21 protein-coding genes and 1 tRNA gene are annotated in these 20,020 nt (G+C 65.7%); 13 read left to right on the top strand and 9 right to left on the bottom strand.

What is annotated here, in order from left to right:
- Window positions 1–96 precede the first annotated feature (96 nt).
- The 7 genes from pstS (at window position 97) to phoR (ending at window position 6,800) form a co-directional block, all read left to right on the top strand.
- Complete coding sequence (pstS, locus tag ACN8ZM_RS06750) at window positions 97–1,131, top strand: phosphate ABC transporter substrate-binding protein PstS (RefSeq protein ID WP_043182286.1); 1,035 nt, start codon at window positions 97–99, stop codon at window positions 1,129–1,131.
- A gap of 94 nt (window positions 1,132–1,225) precedes the next feature.
- The gene (gene pstC / locus ACN8ZM_RS06755; protein ID WP_205822302.1) at window positions 1,226–2,212 is read left to right on the top strand and encodes a phosphate ABC transporter permease PstC; all 987 of its coding nucleotides are present in this window, start codon (window positions 1,226–1,228) and stop codon (window positions 2,210–2,212) included.
- The gene (pstA, locus tag ACN8ZM_RS06760; protein ID WP_043182290.1) at window positions 2,209–3,102 is read left to right on the top strand and encodes a phosphate ABC transporter permease PstA; all 894 of its coding nucleotides are present in this window, start codon (window positions 2,209–2,211) and stop codon (window positions 3,100–3,102) included. The genes pstC and pstA overlap by 4 nt, the downstream gene beginning before the upstream one ends.
- Before the next feature lie 15 nt (window positions 3,103–3,117).
- A complete protein-coding gene (gene pstB / locus ACN8ZM_RS06765; protein WP_420210819.1) occupies window positions 3,118–3,966 on the top strand; it encodes a phosphate ABC transporter ATP-binding protein PstB in 849 nt (282 codons plus the stop codon).
- 18 nt (window positions 3,967–3,984) lie between these two features.
- Window positions 3,985–4,689 carry a phosphate signaling complex protein PhoU gene (gene phoU, locus ACN8ZM_RS06770; RefSeq protein WP_089450249.1) on the top strand — a complete coding sequence of 235 codons (705 nt, stop codon included), beginning with the start codon at window positions 3,985–3,987 and terminating at the stop codon, window positions 4,687–4,689.
- 32 nt (window positions 4,690–4,721) lie between these two features.
- Entirely contained in the window at window positions 4,722–5,423 is a 702-nt protein-coding gene (phoB, locus tag ACN8ZM_RS06775) for a phosphate regulon transcriptional regulator PhoB (RefSeq protein WP_043182296.1), read from the top strand.
- A 57-nt stretch (window positions 5,424–5,480) separates the two neighbouring features.
- On the top strand, window positions 5,481–6,800 hold the full coding sequence (phoR, locus tag ACN8ZM_RS06780) for a phosphate regulon sensor histidine kinase PhoR (RefSeq protein WP_043182298.1): 1,320 nt from the start codon (window positions 5,481–5,483) through the stop codon (window positions 6,798–6,800).
- A gap of 126 nt (window positions 6,801–6,926) precedes the next feature.
- Here the strand turns inward: phoR and ppk1 are convergent, their stop codons facing one another.
- Complete coding sequence (gene ppk1, locus ACN8ZM_RS06785) at window positions 6,927–8,990, bottom strand: polyphosphate kinase 1 (RefSeq protein ID WP_175023999.1); 2,064 nt, start codon at window positions 8,988–8,990, stop codon at window positions 6,927–6,929.
- A 279-nt stretch (window positions 8,991–9,269) separates the two neighbouring features.
- Here ppk1 and ppx point away from each other — a divergent pair, with 279 nt between their 5' ends.
- Window positions 9,270–10,784 carry an exopolyphosphatase gene (gene ppx, locus ACN8ZM_RS06790; protein ID WP_043182302.1) on the top strand — a complete coding sequence of 505 codons (1,515 nt, stop codon included), beginning with the start codon at window positions 9,270–9,272 and terminating at the stop codon, window positions 10,782–10,784.
- A gap of 86 nt (window positions 10,785–10,870) precedes the next feature.
- Here ppx and ACN8ZM_RS06795 read toward each other — a convergent pair whose 3' ends face one another.
- The gene (locus ACN8ZM_RS06795; protein ID WP_205822299.1) at window positions 10,871–11,305 is read right to left on the bottom strand and encodes a hypothetical protein; all 435 of its coding nucleotides are present in this window, start codon (window positions 11,303–11,305) and stop codon (window positions 10,871–10,873) included.
- Window positions 11,306–11,495: 190 nt separating this feature from the next.
- Here ACN8ZM_RS06795 and ACN8ZM_RS06800 point away from each other — a divergent pair, with 190 nt between their 5' ends.
- The gene (locus ACN8ZM_RS06800; protein WP_420210820.1) at window positions 11,496–11,918 is read left to right on the top strand and encodes a hypothetical protein; all 423 of its coding nucleotides are present in this window, start codon (window positions 11,496–11,498) and stop codon (window positions 11,916–11,918) included.
- 155 nt (window positions 11,919–12,073) lie between these two features.
- Here ACN8ZM_RS06800 and ACN8ZM_RS06805 read toward each other — a convergent pair.
- A tRNA-Pro gene (locus ACN8ZM_RS06805) sits at window positions 12,074–12,150 on the bottom strand.
- Between the two features lie 160 nt (window positions 12,151–12,310).
- Here ACN8ZM_RS06805 and sixA point away from each other — a divergent pair.
- Window positions 12,311–12,772, top strand: a complete 462-nt coding sequence (sixA, locus tag ACN8ZM_RS06810) for a phosphohistidine phosphatase SixA (RefSeq protein ID WP_043182305.1) — start codon at window positions 12,311–12,313, stop codon at window positions 12,770–12,772.
- 170 nt (window positions 12,773–12,942) lie between these two features.
- On the top strand, window positions 12,943–13,749 hold the full coding sequence (locus ACN8ZM_RS06815; protein WP_011351620.1) for a GNAT family N-acetyltransferase: 807 nt from the start codon (window positions 12,943–12,945) through the stop codon (window positions 13,747–13,749).
- A 200-nt stretch (window positions 13,750–13,949) separates the two neighbouring features.
- Here ACN8ZM_RS06815 and ACN8ZM_RS06820 read toward each other — a convergent pair whose 3' ends face one another.
- The gene (locus ACN8ZM_RS06820; RefSeq protein ID WP_175023996.1) at window positions 13,950–14,120 is read right to left on the bottom strand and encodes a hypothetical protein; all 171 of its coding nucleotides are present in this window, start codon (window positions 14,118–14,120) and stop codon (window positions 13,950–13,952) included.
- Between the two features lie 136 nt (window positions 14,121–14,256).
- Here ACN8ZM_RS06820 and ACN8ZM_RS06825 point away from each other — a divergent pair, with 136 nt between their 5' ends.
- Entirely contained in the window at window positions 14,257–14,433 is a 177-nt protein-coding gene (locus tag ACN8ZM_RS06825; protein WP_196249781.1) for a hypothetical protein, read from the top strand.
- Between the two features lie 19 nt (window positions 14,434–14,452).
- On the opposite strand, the gene ACN8ZM_RS06830 is transcribed toward ACN8ZM_RS06825, so the two are convergent.
- The 3 genes from ACN8ZM_RS06830 to ACN8ZM_RS06840 form a co-directional block, all read right to left on the bottom strand.
- Window positions 14,453–15,823: an MATE family efflux transporter gene (locus tag ACN8ZM_RS06830; RefSeq protein WP_420210821.1), complete on the bottom strand. Its 1,371-nt coding sequence runs from the start codon at window positions 15,821–15,823 to the stop codon at window positions 14,453–14,455.
- Between the two features lie 10 nt (window positions 15,824–15,833).
- Complete coding sequence (locus ACN8ZM_RS06835) at window positions 15,834–16,157, bottom strand: DUF2288 domain-containing protein (RefSeq protein ID WP_043182308.1); 324 nt, start codon at window positions 16,155–16,157, stop codon at window positions 15,834–15,836.
- A gap of 76 nt (window positions 16,158–16,233) precedes the next feature.
- The gene (locus ACN8ZM_RS06840; protein WP_420210822.1) at window positions 16,234–17,862 is read right to left on the bottom strand and encodes an acyl-CoA synthetase; all 1,629 of its coding nucleotides are present in this window, start codon (window positions 17,860–17,862) and stop codon (window positions 16,234–16,236) included.
- Window positions 17,863–18,001: 139 nt separating this feature from the next.
- Here ACN8ZM_RS06840 and ACN8ZM_RS06845 point away from each other — a divergent pair, with 139 nt between their 5' ends.
- Entirely contained in the window at window positions 18,002–18,157 is a 156-nt protein-coding gene (locus ACN8ZM_RS06845; RefSeq protein ID WP_155291875.1) for a hypothetical protein, read from the top strand.
- A gap of 71 nt (window positions 18,158–18,228) precedes the next feature.
- On the opposite strand, the gene ACN8ZM_RS06850 is transcribed toward ACN8ZM_RS06845, so the two are convergent.
- On the bottom strand, window positions 18,229–18,930 hold the full coding sequence (locus ACN8ZM_RS06850) for a peptidoglycan DD-metalloendopeptidase family protein (RefSeq protein WP_420210823.1): 702 nt from the start codon (window positions 18,928–18,930) through the stop codon (window positions 18,229–18,231).
- Window positions 18,931–19,082: 152 nt separating this feature from the next.
- The gene (locus ACN8ZM_RS06855; protein ID WP_420210824.1) at window positions 19,083–19,994 is read right to left on the bottom strand and encodes an aldose epimerase; all 912 of its coding nucleotides are present in this window, start codon (window positions 19,992–19,994) and stop codon (window positions 19,083–19,085) included.
- Window positions 19,995–20,020 lie beyond the last annotated feature (26 nt).

Raw genomic sequence — 20,020 nt, forward strand, 5'->3', positions numbered from 1 at the left:
ACTGTCACGCCAGTTTCATCGATTGTCACATTACCGTCATGAGGAGCCCCTAACCTTCGCGGTGCCGTAGTCATCCGCTCACACACTGGAGGTCTCATGAAATTGATGCAAACCGCGATTGCCGGCCTGGCTGGCGCGCTTTTCGCCGTCGCCGCTCACGCTGCCGACATCACGGGCGCAGGCAGCACGTTCGCGATGCCGATCTATACGAAATGGGCTGCTGACTACCAGCAGACCGGCGGCGCGAAGGTCAACTACCAAGGTATCGGTTCGTCGGGTGGCCTGAAGCAGATCGTCGCGAAGACGGTCGATTTTGCCGGTTCGGACGCTCCGCTGAAGGATGACGAGCTCGCGAAGGAAGGCCTGTTCCAGTTCCCGACGGTGGTCGGCGGCGTGGTGCCGGTCGTCAACGTGCCGGGCGTGAAGGCCGGTGAACTGACGCTGTCGGGCCCGGTGCTCGGCGACATCTACCTCGGCAAGATCAAGAAGTGGAACGACCCGGCGATCGCCGCACTGAACCCGAAGGTCAAGCTGCCGGACACGGACATCGCCGTGGTTCGCCGTGCTGACGGTTCGGGCACCAGCTTCATCTGGACGAACTACCTGTCGAAGGTCAACGACGAGTGGAAGTCGAAGGTCGGCGAAGGCACGACGGTCAACTGGCCGACGGGCACGGGCGGCAAGGGCAACGACGGCGTCGCAGCTTTCGTGCAACGTCTGCCGGGCGCAGTCGGCTACGTCGAATGGGCGTACGCGAAGAAGAACAACATGGTCTACACGGCCCTGAAGAACTCGACGGGCGCAGTGGTCGAGCCGAAGACGGAAACGTTCAAGGCCGCTGCTGCAGGCGCGAACTGGTCGAAGTCGTTCTACCAGATCCTGACGAACCAGCCGGGCAAGGAAGCATGGCCGGTCGTCGGCGCGACGTTCGTGCTGCTGCACGCAAAGCAGGACAAGCCGGAGCAGGGCGCGGAAACGCTGAAGTTCTTCAGCTGGGCGTTCAAGAACGGCGAGAAGGCTGCTGACAGCCTCGACTACATCTCGCTGCCGCCGGCGGTCGAGACGGAAATCCGCAAGCAGTGGAAGGCCAAGGTGACGGACGCTTCGGGCAAGTCGGTCGCCGCCGAGTAAGCATTGCAGCGGTTCGCTGCCCGGCCGTGCCGGTCGGGCAGTGTGTGCGGTAAAGCCGGGCGTTACGGCGTCCGGCAATCAAAAGCAGGCACCCATGTCTGATATTTCCTATACGTCCTCACGGTCCGCCGACGTTGGCCAGCAACGCGCGCCGAGCCGCCTCGGGGATGTCGTATTCGGCGGTCTTGCACGGCTGGCCGCCATCGTGACCCTGCTGCTGCTCGGCGGGATCATCGTTTCCCTGATTATTGCGTCGATGCCGACCATCCAGAAGTTCGGCCTCGGCTTCCTGTGGCAATCCGAGTGGGATCCCAACTCGGACATCTACGGCGCGCTCGTGCCGATCTACGGCACGATCGTGACGTCGATCATCGCGCTCGTCATCGCGGTGCCGGTCAGCTTCGGCATCGCACTGTTCCTCACCGAGCTGTCGCCCGTGTGGCTGCGCCGCCCGCTCGGCATCGCGATCGAGCTGCTCGCCGCGATTCCGTCGATCGTCTACGGCATGTGGGGCCTGCTCGTGTTCGCGCCGATCTTCGCGGAATATTTCCAGAAGCCGATCGGCCGCCTGTTCAAGGACGTGTGGATTCTCGGCCCGCTGACCGCCGGCCCGCCGATCGGTATCGGCATCCTCGCCGCGGGCGTGATCCTCGCGATCATGATCATCCCGTACATCGCGTCGGTGATGCGTGACGTGTTCGAAGTCACGCCCGTGCTGCTGAAGGAATCGGCGTACGGCATCGGCTGCACGACCTGGGAAGTGATGTGGAAGGTCGTGCTGCCCTATACGAAGACCGGCGTGATCGGCGGCGTGATGCTCGGCCTCGGCCGCGCGCTCGGCGAGACGATGGCCGTGACCTTCGTGATCGGCAACACGAACCTGCTCGACAGCGTGTCGCTGTTCGCGCCGGGCAACAGCATCACGTCGGCGCTCGCGAACGAATTCGCGGAAGCGCAGCCGGGCCTGCATACGTCCGCGCTGATGGAACTGGGCCTGATCCTGTTCGTGATCACGTTCATCGTGCTGACCATCTCCAAACTGCTGCTGCTTCGTCTCGAGAAGGGAGAGGGCAAGAAATGAGCGAGCCCATCATGAATTTCCCGGGGCCGGACGGCGCCGTGCTCGACGCGATGCGCAACCGCCTGCAGCGCAAGCGCAAGGCCGTCAACGCGATCGCGCTGACCGCGTCGCTCGGCGCGATGGCCTTCGGCCTGCTGTGGCTGGTGTGGATTCTCTACACGACGGTGCATCTCGGCATCGGTGGCCTGTCGTTGCAGCTGTTCACGGAATCGACGCCGGCCCCGAACACGGAAGGCGGCGGTCTCGCGAACGCAATCGTCGGCAGCTTGCTGCTGTGCGGCTTCGGCACGCTGGTCGGCACGCCGATCGGTATCCTCGCGGGTGTCTATCTCGCTGAATACGGCCAGAAGAACCTGCTGGCGAGCACGATCCGCTTCATCAACGACATCCTGCTGTCCGCGCCGTCGATCGTCATCGGCCTGTTCGTGTACGCGATCGTCGTCGCGAAGTCGGGGCGCTTCTCGGGCTGGGCCGGCGTGGTCGCGCTCGCGCTGCTGCAGATTCCGATCGTGATCCGCACGACCGAGAACATGCTGAAGCTCGTGCCGAACGCGCTGCGCGAAGCGGCCTTCGCGCTCGGTACGCCGAAGTGGCGCATGGTGCTGAAGATCACGCTGCGCGCGTCGGTCGGCGGGATCATCACGGGCGTGCTGCTCGCAATCGCGCGGATCGCCGGCGAAACGGCGCCGCTGCTGTTCACCGCGCTGTCGAACCAGTTCTTCTCGTGGGACATGAGCCAGCCGATGGCGAACCTGCCCGTCACGATCTACAAGTTCGCGATGAGCCCGTTCGCCGAATGGCAGTCGCTCGCATGGGCGGGCGTGTTCCTGATTACGCTCGGGGTGCTCGGACTCAACGTCCTGGCGCGTTCGATCTTCTCGAAAAAGTAACGGCGGAGCAATCCGATGAATATGGCAGAAAGCCACCTGAATCCCGTCGAGCGCGCCGCTGCGCCCGCCGGCACGCACGACGCGACGCACGGCCGTCCGCTCGAGCCGCTGAACGCGAAGATCGAGGTCAACAACCTCAACTTCTTCTACAACAAGTTCCATGCGCTGAAGAACATCAACCTGAGCATTCCCGAAGGGAAGGTGACGGCGTTCATCGGCCCGTCGGGCTGCGGCAAGTCGACGCTGCTGCGCACGTTCAACAAGATGTTCGCGCTCTATCCGGAGCAGCGCGCCGAAGGCGAAATCCTGATGGACGGCGAGAACCTGCTGACGACGAAGCGCGACATCTCGCTGCTGCGCGCGCGGATCGGCATGGTGTTCCAGAAGCCGACCCCGTTCCCGATGTCGATCTACGACAACATCGCGTTCGGCGTGAAGATGTTCGAAAAACTCACGCGCTCGGAAATGGACGACCGCGTCGAGTGGGCGCTCACGAAGGCCGCGCTGTGGAACGAAGTGAAGGACAAGCTGAACCAGAGCGGCTACGGCCTCTCGGGCGGCCAGCAGCAGCGTCTGTGCATCGCGCGCGGCATCGCGATCCGTCCGGAAGTGCTGCTGCTCGACGAACCGTGCTCGGCGCTCGACCCGATCTCGACCGGCCGCATCGAGGAGCTGATCGCGGAGCTGAAGAGCGACTACACGGTCGTGATCGTCACGCACAACATGCAGCAGGCCGCACGCTGCTCGGATTTCACGGCCTACATGTACCTGGGCGAGCTGATCGAATTCGGCGAGACCGAAAAGATCTTCATCAAGCCGGTGCGCAAGGAAACGGAAGACTACATCACCGGCCGCTTCGGCTGATGACGGAGAACAACAGCCATGTCGGATAAACATCTGTCGAGCCAGTTCGACGCGGACCTGAATGCCGTGTCGTCGAAGGTGCTGGAAATGGGCGGGCTCGTCGAGTCGCAGATCGTCGGCGCGATGCACGCGCTGAACGAATTCGATCGCGATGCGGCCGAGAAGGTGATCACGAACGAAGAAGTCCTGAACACGATGGAAGTCGACATCGACCAGGAATGCGGCAACATCATCGCGCTGAGGCAGCCTGCCGCGCGTGACCTGCGTCTTTTGATGTCGATTTCGAAAACGATTACGAACCTCGAGCGCGCAGGCGACGAGGCCGAGAAGATCGCGAAGCGTGTGCGCCGCCTGGTCGACGAGCCGGCTGCTCGCACGGTCAACATCGCCGAGATCAAGGTGTCGGGCGAAATGGCCGTGACGATCCTGCGCCGCGCGCTCGACGCGTTTGCACGTCTCGATACGGTGGCCGCCGCGCAGATCGTCAAGGACGACAAGGAGATCGACCAGGAATTCCGTGCGTTCGTGCGCAAGCTCGTGTCGTACATGCAGGAAGATCCGCGCACGATCTCGGTCGGCCTGGAATACCTGTTTATCGCGAAGGCGATCGAGCGGATCGGCGACCACGCGAAGAACATCGCCGAGTTCATCATCTACATCGTGAAGGGCACGGACGTGCGGCACCAGCCGCGCGACACGCTCGATCGCGAAGCCAACAGTTAATCGACTCCGTACAGGGAAAAAAAGAGGTGCCGATGCCCAGCAACATTCTCGTCGTTGAAGATGAGCCCGCGATTTCCGAACTGATCTCGGTGAATCTCCAGCACGCCGGTCACTGCCCGATTCGGGCGTACAACGCCGAACAGGCGCAGAACCTGATCAGCGACGTGCTGCCCGATCTCGTGCTGCTCGACTGGATGCTGCCGGGCAAGTCCGGTATCGCGTTTGCGCGTGACCTGCGCAACAACGAACGGACCAAGCACATCCCGATCATCATGCTGACTGCACGCGGCGACGAGCAGGACAAGGTGCTCGGCCTCGAGATCGGCGCGGACGACTACGTGACGAAGCCGTTCTCGCCGAAGGAGCTGATGGCGCGGATCAAGGCCGTGCTGCGCCGCCGCGCGCCGCAGCTGACCGAGGACGTCGTGTCGATCAACGGCCTGCGCCTCGACCCGGCCACGCATCGCGTCGCCGCGCACGGGGAAGGCAACGAGATCAAGCTCGATCTCGGCCCGACCGAGTTCCGCCTGCTGCATTTCTTCATGACGCACCCGGAGCGCGTGCACAGCCGCACGCAATTGCTCGACCAGGTGTGGGGCGACCACGTGTTCGTCGAGGAGCGCACCGTCGACGTGCACATCAAACGATTGCGCGCGGCCTTGAAACCGGCCGGCTGCGATGCGATGATCGAGACCGTGCGCGGCAGCGGCTACCGGCTCGCCAAGCACGCGTAACGTATCCACGCATGCCGTGTGCCACGGCATGCCGTTCATTCTTTCGGGCGCTGAATCATGAACATCATCTGGGCGCGCTTTCTGGTGTCGCTCGTGCTGCTCGTGCTGATCGGCGTATTGGTCGGCGTTTTCGCCGGCCCGACCGCGGGCCTCGTGTTCGTCGTCGTGATGCTGGTCGCGCAGGGCTTTTTCAGCACCTTTCATACGCAGCGTCTGTGGCGCCTGCTCGACGCGCCGGTCTATGGCGAGGTGCCGAGTGCGCCGGGCATCTGGGGCGAGATCTACTATCGTCTGCACAAGCTCGCGAAGCAGTGGCATGCGCAGGTACGGCAGGTCGAGCAGCAGCATTCGCGCTTCATCCAGGCGATCCAGGCGTCGCCGAACGGGGTCGCGATGCTCGACGACCACGACCAGATCGAGTGGTGCAACGCGATCGCCGAGGTTCATTTCGGCCTCGACGCGAAGCGCGACCTGCGCCAGCACATCACCAACCTGGTACGCCATCCTGATTTCGTCCGCTATCTGAACGCGCAGCATTACGACGAGACACTCGTGATGCACGGCATGGGTGACGCGCGGCAGAACGTGCTCGCCGTGCAGGTGTTTCCGTACGGCGAGAATCGCAAGCTGCTGCTCACGCAGGACATCACGGAGCTCGAGCGTACCGATGCGATGCGGCGCGACTTCGTCGCGAACGTGTCGCACGAGTTGAAGACGCCGCTCACCGTGCTGTCGGGTTTCCTCGAGACGATGCGCGAGCTGCCGCTGAACGAGGAAGACCGTGCGCGCTATCTCGAGATGATGGAGCAGCAGGCATCGCGGATGCGGCACATCGTCACCGACCTGCTGGTGCTCGCGAAGCTGGAGGGCGAGAGCAAGCCGCCGCTCGATCGCGCGATCGACATGCGCGCCGTGTTCGACCATCTGAAGGAGGACGCGCAGACGCTGTCGAACGGGCATCACGACATCGCGTTCTCGATCGACGAGACGCTCGGTGTCACCGGTGCGCAGACGGAACTGTTCAGCGCGTTCGCGAATCTCGTCACCAACGCGATCCGCTATACGCCGGACGGCGGCAAGATCGTCGTGACGTGGCGGCGCGAAGGCGCGCAGGGCGTGTTTTCCGTCACGGACAGCGGCTTCGGCATCCCGGCCGCCGACCTGCCGCGGCTTACCGAACGTTTCTACCGCGTCGACCGCAGCCGTTCGCGCGATACCGGCGGCACGGGGCTCGGGCTTGCGATCGTCAAGCACGTGCTGCAGCGGCACGACGCGCACCTGTACGTGCAGAGCGAGGAAGGGCGCGGCAGTACGTTCACCGCACGGTTCCCTGGCTCGCGCATCATCGCGATCCGGCCGGCCGCGTACGAGGCATGAGCACGTAGCGGCATCCGTCGCTCGTTCGGCGAGCGGCGGCCTGTCGGCTCCACCATAAAAAAACGCAGCCTGCGGGCTGCGTTTTTTTATGGTGACGCGGCGCGCGACTCGCGTCGCGCCGCCGGTTCAGGAGCAGAACTTCCCGAGCAACCCGAGTTGCGCGTTGCGGATCGTCTTGCCGGCGCGGCGCCGGCGGTAGTGGCCGTCGCTGTGCATCAGCCACGCCGACTGGTTGTCGCCGAGGCATACCGACAGGCCTTCGGCGATCACGCGGCGCTTGAGCTTCCGATCGCGAATCGGGAACGCGACTTCGACGCGGCGGAACAGGTTGCGGTCCATCCAGTCGGCGCTCGACAGATAGACGTCCTCGGCGCCGTTCGCGTGGAAATAGTAGATCCGGTGGTGCTCGAGGAAGCGGCCGACGATCGAGCGCACGGTGATGTTTTCCGACAGTCCCGGTACGCCGGGCTTCAGCGCGCAGACACCGCGTACGATCAGGTCGACCTTGACGCCGGCCTGCGACGCTTCGTACAGCGCGGCGATCACCGTCGGCTCCAGCAGCGCGTTCATCTTCGCGACGACGCGCGCGCGTTTGCCAGCGCGTGCATTGTCGATCTCCGCGCGGATCGCGTCGATGATGCGCGGATGCAGCGTGAACGGCGACTGCCACAGCTCGTGCAGCGTGAGTTCGCCGCCGATGCCGGTCAGTTGCTGGAACACGTGATGGACGTCCTCGCAGATCTTCTGGTCGGCCGTCATCAGCCCGAAGTCGGTGTAGAGGCGTGCCGTGCGCGGGTGGTAGTTGCCGGTGCCGAGGTGCACGTAGCGGCGCAGCGACGCCTTGCCGGCCTGCACGACGCGCCGCACGATCAGCATCATCTTCGCGTGGCACTTGTGGCCGACCACGCCGTACACGACATGCGCGCCGACGGCTTCGAGCTGCGACGCCCAGTTGATGTTGGTTTCCTCGTCGAAGCGCGCGAGCAACTCGACGACGACGGTCACTTCCTTGCCGTTGCGCGCGGCTTCCATCAGCGCGTCCATCAGCGGCGAATCGGTGCCGGTGCGGTAGATCGTCTGCTTGATCGCGACGACGCTCGGATCCTTCGCGGCCTGCTGCAGCAGTTCGAGCACCGGCTGGAAGCTCTCGTACGGGTGGTGCAGCAGGATGTCGCCGTTGTCGATCGCGTCGAACATCGTCGGCGCGTTCGTGATCGCAGACGGGGTCGACGCGGTGAACGGCGTGAACTTCAGGTCGGGGCGGTCGACGAGATCGGGAATCTGCATCAGTCGCACGAGGTTCACCGATCCCGCCACGCGATAGCAGTCCTTCTCGCCGAGTTCGCTTTCCACGAGCAGGCGTCGCACGATGTGCGGCGGCGTGTCGGCCGACACCTCGAGGCGCACGGCGTTGCCGAGGTGGCGCGCGGGCAGTTCGCCCTGCAGCGCGACGCGCAGGTTCGTGATTTCGTCTTCGTCGACGAACAGCTCGCTGTTGCGCGTGATGCGGAACTGGTTGCAGCTCTTCACGACGAGTTGCGGGAAGAGTTCGCCGACGAAGCGCTGCATGAACGAGCTGAGCAGCACGAAGCCGTGCTCGAAGCCCGACAGCGCGTGCGGCATGCGCACGACGCGCGGCAGCGCGCGCGGCGCTTGCACGATGCCCATCACGGCCTGGCGGCCGAATGCGTCGCGGCCTTCGAGCTCGACGACGAAGTTCAGGCTCTTGTTCAGCACGCGCGGGAACGGGTGAGCGGGATCGAGGCCGATCGGCGTCAGCACGGGCAGCAGCTCGTCGAGGAAGTAGCGCCGCGCCCATTCGAGCTGCTCGTCGTTCCACGTGTCGCTCGCATGGAAGTAGATGCCTTCCTGTTCGAGCGCGGGCAGCACGGTTTCGTGCAGCATCGTGTACTGTCGATGGACGAGCCGCTGCGCGCGTTCGACGACGAGATCGTAAGCATGTTGTAACGACATGCCGTCGGGCGTCAGCGCGCCGGGGTTGTCGCGGATCTGCTCCTGCAGGCCGGCCATCCGGACTTCGAAGAATTCGTCGAGGTTGCTGCTGGTGATGCAGATGAAGCGGAGGCGCTCGAGCAGCGGGACTTGAGGATCGGCTGCCTGGGCCAGCACGCGCTCGTTGAAACCGAGGATGCCGAGTTCACGATTGAGAAGCGGATAACGGACGGACATCGGCAGAGTAGGGGGTGATTCGGGCGATGATTCGAAAGGACGCTCGGAAACTCTCACGGTACGATGACGTGCTGATGACAAGGGTGTATTTATATCGGGAAATTCTACGCTGTAACCGTTTCGTCTCATAAATGTTTCGACGATATGCAATCGAGCAGTGTGCATGCCCGTGAAGCGTGGCAATGGCAAGCGTTCCACGCTTAAAATGTCGCCTTTGATTGATCGCCCCTGGCTGTCGCACCGGCCGCCGCGGGCGAACGCGCACGGAGCCCCATTCTGATGGTTACAACCCCCCACTTGCTGGCTGCCGTGGATCTCGGCTCGAACAGCTTCCGGCTGATCGTCGGTCGCGTCGAGGAAACGTCGGCGGGCAGCCAGATCTATCCCGTCGACGCGCTGCGCGAGCCCGTCCGGCTGGCCGCCGGCCTGTCGAGCGACAAGATGCTCGATCGGGCGTCGCAGGAGCGTGGCTGGGAGGCGCTCAAGCGGTTCGGCGAGCGCCTGCGCGATTTCCATCCCGACCATGTGCGCGCGGTGGCGACCAACACGCTGCGTGTCGCGAAGAACGCGGGCGAATTTCTCGGCGAGGCCGAAGCGGCGCTCGGTTTCCCGATCGAAGTGATTGCAGGCCGCGAAGAAGCGCGCCTGATCTATGCGGGCGCCGCGCACTCGGTGCCGGCGAGCGCCGGCAAGCGGCTCGTCGTCGACATCGGCGGCGGCTCGACCGAATTCATCATCGGCTCGCACTACACGCCGATCGTGATGGAGAGTCTCTATATCGGCTGCGTGAGCCACAGCCGCACCTTCTTCCCGGCCGGCAACGTCGACGAATACACGATGCGGCAGGCCGAACTCGCGGCCAAGCGCGAGATCCAGATCATCTCGAGCGAGTACAAGAAGGCCGGATGGGATCAGGCGATCGGTTCGTCCGGCACCGCGCGCGCGCTCGCGGAGCTGGTCGAGGCAAACGGCTTCAACGATCCGGGCATTACGCACGGCATTTCGCGCGGCGGTCTCGAGCGCCTCAAGCGTGCGCTGATCAAGTCGGAGAACGTCAACCGGCTGAAGCTGATCGCGCTGAAACCCGACCGCGTGCCGGTGCTCGCGGGCGGCCTCGCGATCATGCTCGCGGTGTTCGAGGAACTCGGTGTCGATTACGTCGATACGACCGACGGCGCACTGCGCCTCGGTGTGCTGTACGACCTGCTCGGCCGGACGCAGCACGAGGACATGCGTGCCGTGACCGTCGAGGGCTTTACGCGCCGCTACGGTGTCGATCGCGCGCAGGCCGAGCGGATCGGTGCGCTGGCGGTGCGTTTCTACGACGAGCTCGAGGAAGCCGACGACGAAGCACGCGAGGAAGGGCGGATGTTCCTCGGCTGGTCGGCCGCGTTGCACGAGATCGGCCTGTCGATCTCGCACAGCGCGTATCACAAGCATTCGTCCTATATCGCGAGCAACGCGGACATGCCGGGTTTTTCGCGCACCGACCAGGCGCGCCTCGCCGCGCTCGTGCTCGGTCATGCAGGCAAGCTCGGCAAGCTGTCGCAGGCGCGCGAGGTCGAGTGGCCGCTGCTGTTCTGCCTGCGGCTCGCGGCGCTGCTGTGCCGGCGCCGAACCGATGCAGGGCTGCCGGACATTTCCGTTTCGCAGATGAAGAAGGGCGGCTATGAAGTGCGCCTGCCGAGCGCGTGGGTCGAGCAGAACCCGCTGACCGACTACAGCCTCAGCCAGGAGGCGGCCGAGTGGGAGAAGGTCGGTATCCCGTATCGCGTGGTGTATACCGGCGCGTAAAAGGTCGAGAGCGGGGCCGGGAGGGGCCGGGCAGCGGGATGGCTTGCTGCCCCTCGGGATAGCCGCTTGATCGTCCTGACGGCCGCTCAGTCCGACGAGCAGACGATCGCGGTCAGGAACGGAAACGCCTGCCTGACGGTCGCGTCGCTGCCTGCCTTGCGCACCGCATCCTCCACCGCGCTCTTCGTGCCGCGCACCACGACACCGTAGGCCCAGTCGCCGATCGGCGTGCCGTCGCCCGTGCGGAAGATCGGGTCGTTCGCCTGGTAACCGAGTACGACATACACGCCGAAGCCGTACGCGGTCAGCGAGTGGCTCGTGCGGAACGCATTGACCGAGTTCGATTCGACGTGCATCGGCTCCGACTGGATGTCGCCGGCGGCGAGCAGCGGCGCGACGAACTTGTGGCCGGTCGAATGGCAGTCGAGCGCGTCGTCGAGTGCCTTGGCCGACGCGGAGCCGCAGGTTGCCAGTGCGAGCAGCGATGCGCAGAGGGCGGTCTTGAGAATGTTGTTTTTCATGCGCGGATGCAGGTTGTCCACGCGCATTATCGCGTGTTCCGGTGAGCGCCGTGTGCGAGCTGCGGGTGGCTCGTTGGCCGTATGCCGTCGGCAAACCGACGGGCCGACCAGGCGGGCGCTCGATGCTTTCCAATCTGTCTTTCCACGAACCTGACCGACGATGAAGTTATCCCGACTTGCCGCATGCGCATTGATCCTGGCCGTGACCTCGGTGACTGCGGCGCATGCGCGAGATCTCGACAAGCGTGACCCCGACCGCGCGCAGATCCTGGCAGCCGTCCATCGGCTGAACGACCGCGATCCGAACCTGAAGGACTATCGCTATGTCGTCGTCGATCTGCTGAAAGACCGTGACGCCGCGTTCTTGTGTGTTGCACTGGCGGAAAAAGACGGCGGCTTGATATTGACGGACGACCAGGCCGGGATCATGACGTTCGCGCTGGAAAACCGTCACCCGCAATGGGTGGCGATCAGTCTCGGCGGTGTCGGATTTGCTGCCGGCGCGAGGCCCGTGCAATCGGATTGCGTGGTGGACGGCCGTACCGTGAATACGTGGGCCGATATCAATGCCGCATTGAAAGCGAAAGGCCGCAAGCCGTTTGCTTCGCGCTGACCGTCGAAAAGTGTCCGCCGGAGGGGGCGTTGTAGCATCGACGCCCCAATGGATCCCTACAATGGATTGAGGCGAGGCGGGAATCCCGATCGGCGTTTCAAGGGCCCGGAAATGGAAAAGGGGCTACGGTGTTAACCGTAACCCCTTGATTCCTTTGGTCGGAGCGATAGGATTCGAACCTACGACCCTCTGATCCCAAATCAGATGCGCTACCAGGCTGCGCTACGCTCCGACGAGCCAAAGAGTATAGCGTTGAATGAATGATCAGGTCAATCGCGATATGCGGGTAAATGCCGCGGCGGCGAACCGGCCGAGTTTGCGACAATTCGCACGGTAATCGGCCGGCCCGGACGCATGGGCGCGGGGCCGCTCGCCGAAGCAAGGAGAACATCATGATGAACCTGATCCTGTGGCGCCACGCCGAAGCCGAAGACTACGCGACGAGCGATCTCGCGCGCCAGTTGACCGTTCGTGGCCGCAAGGACGCGCAAGCGATGGCCAAATGGCTGCGTGGCCGGCTCGAGACGAATACCGTGATCCTCGCGAGCCCGGCGGCCCGCACCGTACAGACCGTCGAGGCACTGACCGACCAGTACCGGACGGTCGACGCGCTCGCGCCGGGCGGCAGTGTCGACGACGTGCTGGCGGCGGCCGGCTGGCCGGAAGGGATCGCGCCGACGGTCGTGATCGTCGGGCATCAGCCGACGCTCGGCAGCGTCGCCGCTCAGCTGATCGCCGGCGACGACGACAGCTGGAGCGTCAAGAAGGGCGGAATCGTGTGGCTCGCGAGCCGCACGCGCGACGGCAGCCGGCAGGCCGTGCTGCGGGCGGTATTGACGCCCGACCTGGTGTGAGGCCCGCCTGAAGCGCTTTGTAGGGATTCATCATACGGTTTCGCAAGCTTTCTGCTAAAGTCAATTCGGCGACACGTCATTGAAAGGACATGGTCGTGCCACATAACGGTCACGGCCGATTACTACATTGGCGGGCATGTCGTCCTATTCCTTACGACCAGGAAAGCCTAATGCGAGAACTGCCGACGCCTACGCTCCCTTTTGCCTCGCTGCCCCTCGACACGTCGCGGCGCCACCTGCCGCGCGCTGCTGAAACCGTCACATCGGAGTATCGCCTGCGCGCCGCGTGGGCGCGTACGGAAGACGAATTGCGCGAAGCCCAGCGCCTGCGTTACAGCGTGTTCGCCGAAGAGATGGGCGCGCAGGTCAGCGGCCCCTCCGGTCTCGACGTCGATCCGTTCGATGCGTACTGCGACCACCTGCTGGTTCGCGATCTCGACACGTTGAAAGTCGTCGGCACGTACCGCGTACTGCCGCCGCACCAGGCCGCGCGGGTCGGCCGCCTGTACGCCGAAGGCGAATTCGACCTGTCGCGCCTCACGCACCTGCGCGGCAAGATGGTCGAGGTCGGCCGCTCGTGCGTGCACAGCGACTACCGCAGCGGCGCCGTCATCATGGCGCTGTGGGGTGGCCTCGGCGCATACATGATGCAGAACGGCTACGAGACGATGCTCGGTTGCGCGAGCGTGTCGATGGCCGACGGTGGCCACTATGCGGCGAACCTGTACCAGTCGCTGTCGGCAGGCTCGCTGACGGCGCCCGAGTATCGCGCGTTCCCGCACACGGCCCTGCCGGTCGACGAACTGCAGACGGGCACCGTCGTGGCGCCGCCGCCGCTGATCAAGGGTTACCTGCGTCTCGGCGCGAAGATCTGCGGTGCACCGGCCTGGGATCCCGATTTCAACTGCGCGGATTTCCTGACGCTGTTCCGACTCTCCGACATCAACGCGCGCTACGCCCGCCACTTCCTGGGCTGAGCCGTCTGAACCGCATCGCGCCCGTCCGGGCGCGCGCAAGCGAACGCCGTCGCGTGGCACGAGCCGCGCGGCGGCGTTCGTCCATCTGATCGATGTGTGTGAGTCGGACCCTGTTAATTTCGGCGATACGCGATCACCGGCGTGCCGCGAAAGGCACGTTCGCGAACGGCCCGGAGTAGGGCCGGACGGCAGCGGCGCGCTTAGTGCTTGCGCCGCCAGTCGAGCAGGTGGTGTTCGGCCATCCAGTGGTGGATCATCCCTTCGCCGTCATGGCTGCGCTTGTATTCGCGCGACTCGAAGAACGACAGGGCGACGAGCACCATCAGACCGACGAACAGGCCGATCAGGCCGGCAATTTCTTCAGACGACATGGCAGCCTCCTTTCCACGGCACAGCGCCATGCGTACATAGTAGGACATGCGCGGCACGACTCTGAAGCAGGATTTCCGCTAGACTCGGCGCGGTCCCGGCGTGCGATGGGCGCGCCGATTTCCGGAGCCATACCCGATGACCCGTTTCATGCTGGCCGTGCTGGCCGCATCTTTCCTCGCCGCCTGCACCAGCGATCCGCATCAGGCCCGTCGCGGCCATCCGCCGCAAGATCCGGCCGACTATCACGGTGTGCCGACCGACATGACGCCGCCGTCGATGCTCGACGCGCCGCCGCCGAAACCCGCGCAGTAACGGCCGGTTCGGTCCGCTATCAGGCGCGGGCCGCGGGCGCGTCGGTGCCGATGTGCCGCAACAGCCCCGGCAGGTAGCGCGCCAGCGTCGCACCGCGTGCGGCCATGAACAGCAGCAGCGCGAACCAGAGGCCGTGATTGCCGAACGTGCCGACGGCCGCGAGTGTGGCCACGACGAAGATCGAGAATGACGCGACCATGGCGCGCATCAGCGATTGCGTTTGCGTGGCGCCGATGAAGACGCCGTCGAGCAGGAAGCCCCAGACCGACACGATCGGCGAAATCGCGGCCCACGGCAGGTAGCGCAGCGCAACGTCGCGGATCTCGGCCTGGTCGGTCAGGCGCGCGATGATCCAGCCGCCGGCGGCCCAGTACACGAGCGCGAACAGCAGCGCGCCGAGCGCCGACCAGAACAGCGTGACGCGCACCGCCTGCCGGAAGGCGCGGCGGTCGCGCGCGCCGGCCGCCGCACCGACGAGCGCCTCGGCCGCATGCGCGAAGCCGTCGAGGCCGTACGCCATGAACGTCTGGAAATTCAGTAGCAGCGCGTTTGCCGCGAGCGTCGCATCGCCCTGTTTTGCACCGAGGTGCGCGAACCAGCCGAATGCGCCGAGCAGGCACAGCGTGCGCAGGAAGATGTCGCGATTGAGCGCGATCAGCCGCTTGAGCGCGACACGGTCGGCGAGCGCACGCGCGACGATCGGGGCGAGGCCGCGCGGCCGCAACCGCCACAGGATCCATGCGCCGAGCGCGAAGCCGCATGCGTCCGCGGTGGCGGTCGCCGCGCCGATGCCGGCGATGCCCCAGCCGAAGCCGTAGACGTAGAGCAGCACGGCGCCGATGTTCACTGCATTGATGAACACCTGAGCGACGAGCGCGAGCCGCACGCGCTGCATGCCGAGCAGGTAGCCGAGCACGACGTAGTTCGCGAGCGCGAACGGCGCGCTCCAGATCCGCGCGTGACTGTAGGCAAGCGCCGTCGCGCGGACGGCATCGCTGCCGCCGAGCGCGGACAGCGCAAATGACAGCAGCGGCACCTGCAGCGCCAGCACCGCGGCGCCGAGCGCGAACGCGACGATCAACGCGCGCAGCAGGTTCAGGCGGATCCCGGCGGCATCGCCGGCACCGTGCGCCTGCGCGACGAGGCCGGTCGTCCCCATCCGCAGGAAACCGAACCCCCAGAACACGAAATTGAAAAACAGCCCGCCGAGCGCGACGCCGCCGAGATACTGCGCGCCGTCGAGGTGGCCGGCGACGGCCGTGTCGACGGCACCGAGAATCGGCTGGGTCAGGTTCGCAAGGACGATCGGGAACGCGAGTGCAAGGACGCGCCGGTGCGTGACGGTGGCCGAGCCTGTGCCGGCGCCGTGCGGTAACGCGGATTCGGACATGGCGGACGCGTCAGGCGCGTTCCTGCACGCAGACCCACGGCGAGACGACGACCGCCCACAGCTCCGGGTTGCGCGCCGCATAGTCGGCAGCGGTTTCGGCCGGCATGCGCGCGACGAGGCCCGACGACAGCCAGCGCGTGACCTGTTCGGCATCGTCGTCGGCAACCGCTTCCGCGACGCTGACGAGATCGAGGTCGCGTGCAACGGACAACAGCTTGCCCTGCGCGAAGAAGCGTTCGAGATCGCACCAGTCGATCTTGGCGGTTTCGCCGAGGAGTTTGGCGTAGAGCGGGCTGTGCGACGCGCCCGCGTCGGAGTGGTGATCAGAGGACATCGATTTTTTGGAAAGACTGCGTGGTGGCGCCACTATAAACCATCCGGACGGGCGAACGGCGCGGGTGGCGGCCGGCTTACGCGTCGCGCAGCGCGCGGCGCACGATCTTGCCGGTTGCGGTCATCGGCAGGCTGTCGACGAACGCGATCGCGCGCGGATACTCGTGCGCGGCGAGGCGCGTGCGCACGTGCGCCTGCAGTGCCTGAACGAGCGCCTCGTCGCCGGTGTGGCCGGGATTCAGCACGACGAATGCCTTGACGATCTCGGTACGCGTCGCGTCGGGGACGCCGACGACGGCCGCCATCCGCACCGCCGGATGCGTGAGCAGGCAGTCCTCGATCGGGCCCGGGCCGATCCGGTAGCCGGCGCTCGTGATCACGTCGTCGTCGCGGCCGACGAAGCGTACGAAACCGTCGGCGTCGATCATGCCCGTATCGCCGGTGAGCAGGTAGTCGCCCGCGAACTTGTCGCGCGTCGCGTCGGCGTTGCGCCAGTATTCGAGGAACATCACCGGGTCGGGGCGGCGCACCGCGATGCGCCCTTCGACGCCGGGCGGCAGCGGCGTGCCGTCCGCGTCGACGATCGCGACCGCATGGCCGGGCACGGCCTTGCCGATTGCGCCGGGCTGCGCATCGAACAGCGCCGCGCACGACGACAGCACCATGTTGCACTCGGTTTGCCCGTAGAACTCGTTGATCGTCACGCCGAGCGCGTCGCGCCCCCAAGCCGTCAGCTCGGTGCCGAGCGACTCGCCGCCGCTCGCGACCGATTTCAGCGACAGCGCGTAGCGTTCGCGCGGTGCCTCGACGGTGCGCATCAGCTTCAGCGCAGTGGGCGGCAGGAACGCGTGGGTGACGCCGTGCCGTGCCATCAGCGCGAAGGCCGCGTCGCCGTCGAATTTCTCGAAGCGGCGGGCGAGCACGGGCACGCCGTGATGCCATGACGGCAGCAGCACGTCGAGCAGGCCGCCGATCCATGCCCAGTCGGCGGGTGTCCAGAACAGGCGCGCATCGCGCGGGAAGCACTGCTGCGACATCTCCACGCCCGGCAGGTGGCCCAGCAGCACGCGATGCGCGTGCAGCGCGCCTTTCGGTTTGCCCGTCGTGCCGGACGTATAGATGATGACCGCCGGATCGTCGGCAGCCGTATCGGCCGGCACGAAGTCGGGCGTTTCGGCGGCGAGCGCCGTGTCGTAACGCAGCACGCCCGGCGGTTCGGGCGTATCGGGCGCATCGTCGCCAATGCAGTAGACGGTATGCAATGCCGGCAGCTGTGCGCGCAGCGGCGCGATTTTCGCGTAGCCGGCCGCGTCGGTGACGAGCGCAGCCGCCTCGCTGTTCGCGAGCCGGTATTCGAGCGCATCGACGCCGAACAACGTGAAGAGTGGCACCGCGATCGCGCCGAGCTTGTAGGCGGCGAGGTGCGCGATCGCCGTTTCGGGCCCCTGCGCGAGAAAGATACCGATGCGGTCGCCGCGCCGCAGGCCGGCGCGCACGAAGCTGTTCGCGAGCCGGTTAGAAGCATTCCTCAGGTCGTCGAACGTGAGGCGGGAAACGTCGCCTTGCGCCGTTTCGTGGATCAGCGCGAGGCGTCCGCTGCCGTCGGCCCATTTGTCGCAGACGTCCACGCCGATGTTGTAACGCGCCGGAACGTCCCACGCGAAGCGGGAGAGCAGGTCGTCGTAGCGGTCGGTGGCGGGCAGCATCGCGTTGTCTCCTGGGGCGAGCGTGGTGTCGGGCGGACAGCTTACATCAGGGTTTCACGCAGGCGAATCCACAATGACGTCTGAGGGCAGGGAATCCTCGTACTCGTCCGAAAGCCTCGGCTCAGTGCACGATTCCACAATGACGCATAAGATCACGAAAAAACAGTGTGTGACCATGGATTTGCTTCTGATAGCTGCGGGGTTCAGCCTGATCGGGATCGGCCTGCTGGTAGCGTTTGCACGTCACGTCGATCCGTTGTCCGGCCGTTTCACCGGACGTCTGCGCAAGCGCTGACACCATCTTTCCCGATGTTTGCCGCGACGGCACGCGATGCGCGCCGGCATCGCGTGTCGCCTGTCGGGCGCTCAGCGCGCCGGCAGGTAGCGTGACGGGTCGATCGATCGGCCGCCGTAGCGCACCTCGAAATGCAGCGCGACGCGATCGCTGTCGCTGTTGCCCATCTCGGCGATCGACTGCCCCTGCGTGACCGACTGGCCTTCCTTCACCAGCAGCGCGCGGTTGTGCGCGTAGGCGGTCAGGTAATCGGCGTTGTGCTTGAGGATGATCAGGTTGCCGTAGCCGCGCAGCCCGTTACCCGCATAGACCACCACGCCCGGCGCCGCCGCGACCACCGGCGTGCCCGGCGAGTTCGCGATGTCGATACCCTTCGATTTCGAGCCGTCGAACCTGCGAACCACGTTGCCGGCTGCCGGCCAGATCAGCGCGATGCTCGTGGCCGGCTTGACGGCCGACTCAACCGGCGCGGAAGGCGCGGGGCGGGCCCGACCGGCGCTGCCGGTACCGGTGGTCGACGGCGTCGATGCGGTGGTCGTGCCGGGCGGCGGCGCGACGCGCAGCATCTGGCCGACTTCGATCGCATCGGGGTTCGTCATCTGGTTCCAGCGCACGATGTTCGATACCGACGTGCGGTTGTCGCGCGCGATCTTGTAGAGCGTGTCGCCGCGCTCGACGCGATAGAACCCGGGGCCGACAGGCGCGGAGCCGCACGCGACGAGCAGGGCGGCGCAGGCGGCTGCGAAGAGTCGCTTCGTTGTTGTTCCGAACATTGAACCTCGCAAAACCCTGCCGCTCGTGACGCGGCAGGCAACACAAAACGTCCGATTTTAACGGGTTCGACCCGCGCACCGCAGTTTGGGCCGTTGCCGGGGCCGTCGCGCGCCGGTTCGGCGCGCTGCGTATTGACGTCTCGGCGGGCGTATCAGCCGGCGAGCGGGAGGACGCGAATCCTCAGCGTGGCCGTTTCGGTCGCGCCCGGCGCGAGCATGCGCAGCCCGAGGCCGTTGTGGATCGCATCCGGCAGCCCGAGCCACGGTTCGACACAGTAGAAGTCCGAATCCGGCTTTTCGGTCCAGGTCGTGACCGCGTACCACGGGATCGAGCCCGGCACGTCGAGCGCGATCTCGATCGTGCGGCGGCGGCCCGGCATCACGATGCGCACCGGCGTGGCCGGCGCGCCGCCGAGGCAGTGGAAGCGGTCGAGAATGTCCGGGTTGTCGAGGCGATAGCGGGCTTCGCCCGGTTCGGCCGTACTGATCGAGCCATCCGGGAGCTGCGCGCAACGATGCGTCGGCGGCAGTTCGAGCGTGGTTTCGGTGCGCTCGCCGTGCGGCAGCGCGAAATAGAAATGATGGCCGGCGTAGTAGGGCAGCGGCGTGTCGCCGCGATTGGTCGTCGTCAGGGCGACTTCGAGCGTGTGCGAGTCGGCCAGCCGGTAGGTCGTTTCGAACCGGAAGTCGAACGGGTAACTCGCCCGCAGCGTGTCGGTCGCATCGAGCGTCATCGACAACGCGGCGCCATCGGCCGACGGTTGCGCGGCGAACGGCAGGTCGCGCGCAAAGCCGTGCATCGGCAGGTCGCGCACCACGCCGGCGGCGTCGCGCCAGCGGCCGAGTTCGCCGTCGACGCGGTGACGGCCGAGGAACGGGAACAGCAGCGGGTTGCCGCCGCGCACGCGTGCAAGGTTGCTCCAGTCGGCCGTTTCCGGCCAGAAGATCACCGGTTCGCCGTCGACATGCCAGGACAGCAGGCGGCCGCCGAATTGCGGAGCGACCCGGACGAGCGACGGGCCGGCGTGAAGTTCGTGAATCTCGTGTTGCTGGAAGGTCGGCATGGCGAATCGGGGTGGGCGGGTGGACG

It is taken from the genome of Burkholderia aenigmatica, assembly GCF_048627025.1.
Classification (GTDB): domain Bacteria; phylum Pseudomonadota; class Gammaproteobacteria; order Burkholderiales; family Burkholderiaceae; genus Burkholderia; species Burkholderia aenigmatica.

Coding starts and splice junctions, on each gene's coding strand:
- pstS (WP_043182286.1), top strand. CDS start 97: ATGAAATTGATGCAAACCGCGATTGCCGGCCTGGCTGGCGCGCTTTTC.
- pstC (WP_205822302.1), top strand. CDS start 1,226: ATGTCTGATATTTCCTATACGTCCTCACGGTCCGCCGACGTTGGCCAG.
- pstA (WP_043182290.1), top strand. CDS start 2,209: ATGAGCGAGCCCATCATGAATTTCCCGGGGCCGGACGGCGCCGTGCTC.
- pstB (WP_420210819.1), top strand. CDS start 3,118: ATGAATATGGCAGAAAGCCACCTGAATCCCGTCGAGCGCGCCGCTGCG.
- phoU (WP_089450249.1), top strand. CDS start 3,985: ATGTCGGATAAACATCTGTCGAGCCAGTTCGACGCGGACCTGAATGCC.
- phoB (WP_043182296.1), top strand. CDS start 4,722: ATGCCCAGCAACATTCTCGTCGTTGAAGATGAGCCCGCGATTTCCGAA.
- phoR (WP_043182298.1), top strand. CDS start 5,481: ATGAACATCATCTGGGCGCGCTTTCTGGTGTCGCTCGTGCTGCTCGTG.
- ppk1 (WP_175023999.1), bottom strand. CDS start 8,990: ATGTCCGTCCGTTATCCGCTTCTCAATCGTGAACTCGGCATCCTCGGT.
- ppx (WP_043182302.1), top strand. CDS start 9,270: ATGGTTACAACCCCCCACTTGCTGGCTGCCGTGGATCTCGGCTCGAAC.
- ACN8ZM_RS06795 (WP_205822299.1), bottom strand. CDS start 11,305: ATGAAAAACAACATTCTCAAGACCGCCCTCTGCGCATCGCTGCTCGCA.
- sixA (WP_043182305.1), top strand. CDS start 12,311: ATGATGAACCTGATCCTGTGGCGCCACGCCGAAGCCGAAGACTACGCG.
- ACN8ZM_RS06815 (WP_011351620.1), top strand. CDS start 12,943: ATGCGAGAACTGCCGACGCCTACGCTCCCTTTTGCCTCGCTGCCCCTC.
- ACN8ZM_RS06820 (WP_175023996.1), bottom strand. CDS start 14,120: ATGTCGTCTGAAGAAATTGCCGGCCTGATCGGCCTGTTCGTCGGTCTG.
- ACN8ZM_RS06825 (WP_196249781.1), top strand. CDS start 14,257: ATGACCCGTTTCATGCTGGCCGTGCTGGCCGCATCTTTCCTCGCCGCC.
- ACN8ZM_RS06830 (WP_420210821.1), bottom strand. CDS start 15,823: ATGTCCGAATCCGCGTTACCGCACGGCGCCGGCACAGGCTCGGCCACC.
- ACN8ZM_RS06835 (WP_043182308.1), bottom strand. CDS start 16,157: ATGTCCTCTGATCACCACTCCGACGCGGGCGCGTCGCACAGCCCGCTC.
- ACN8ZM_RS06840 (WP_420210822.1), bottom strand. CDS start 17,862: ATGCTGCCCGCCACCGACCGCTACGACGACCTGCTCTCCCGCTTCGCG.
- ACN8ZM_RS06845 (WP_155291875.1), top strand. CDS start 18,002: ATGACGCATAAGATCACGAAAAAACAGTGTGTGACCATGGATTTGCTT.
- ACN8ZM_RS06850 (WP_420210823.1), bottom strand. CDS start 18,930: ATGTTCGGAACAACAACGAAGCGACTCTTCGCAGCCGCCTGCGCCGCC.
- ACN8ZM_RS06855 (WP_420210824.1), bottom strand. CDS start 19,994: ATGCCGACCTTCCAGCAACACGAGATTCACGAACTTCACGCCGGCCCG.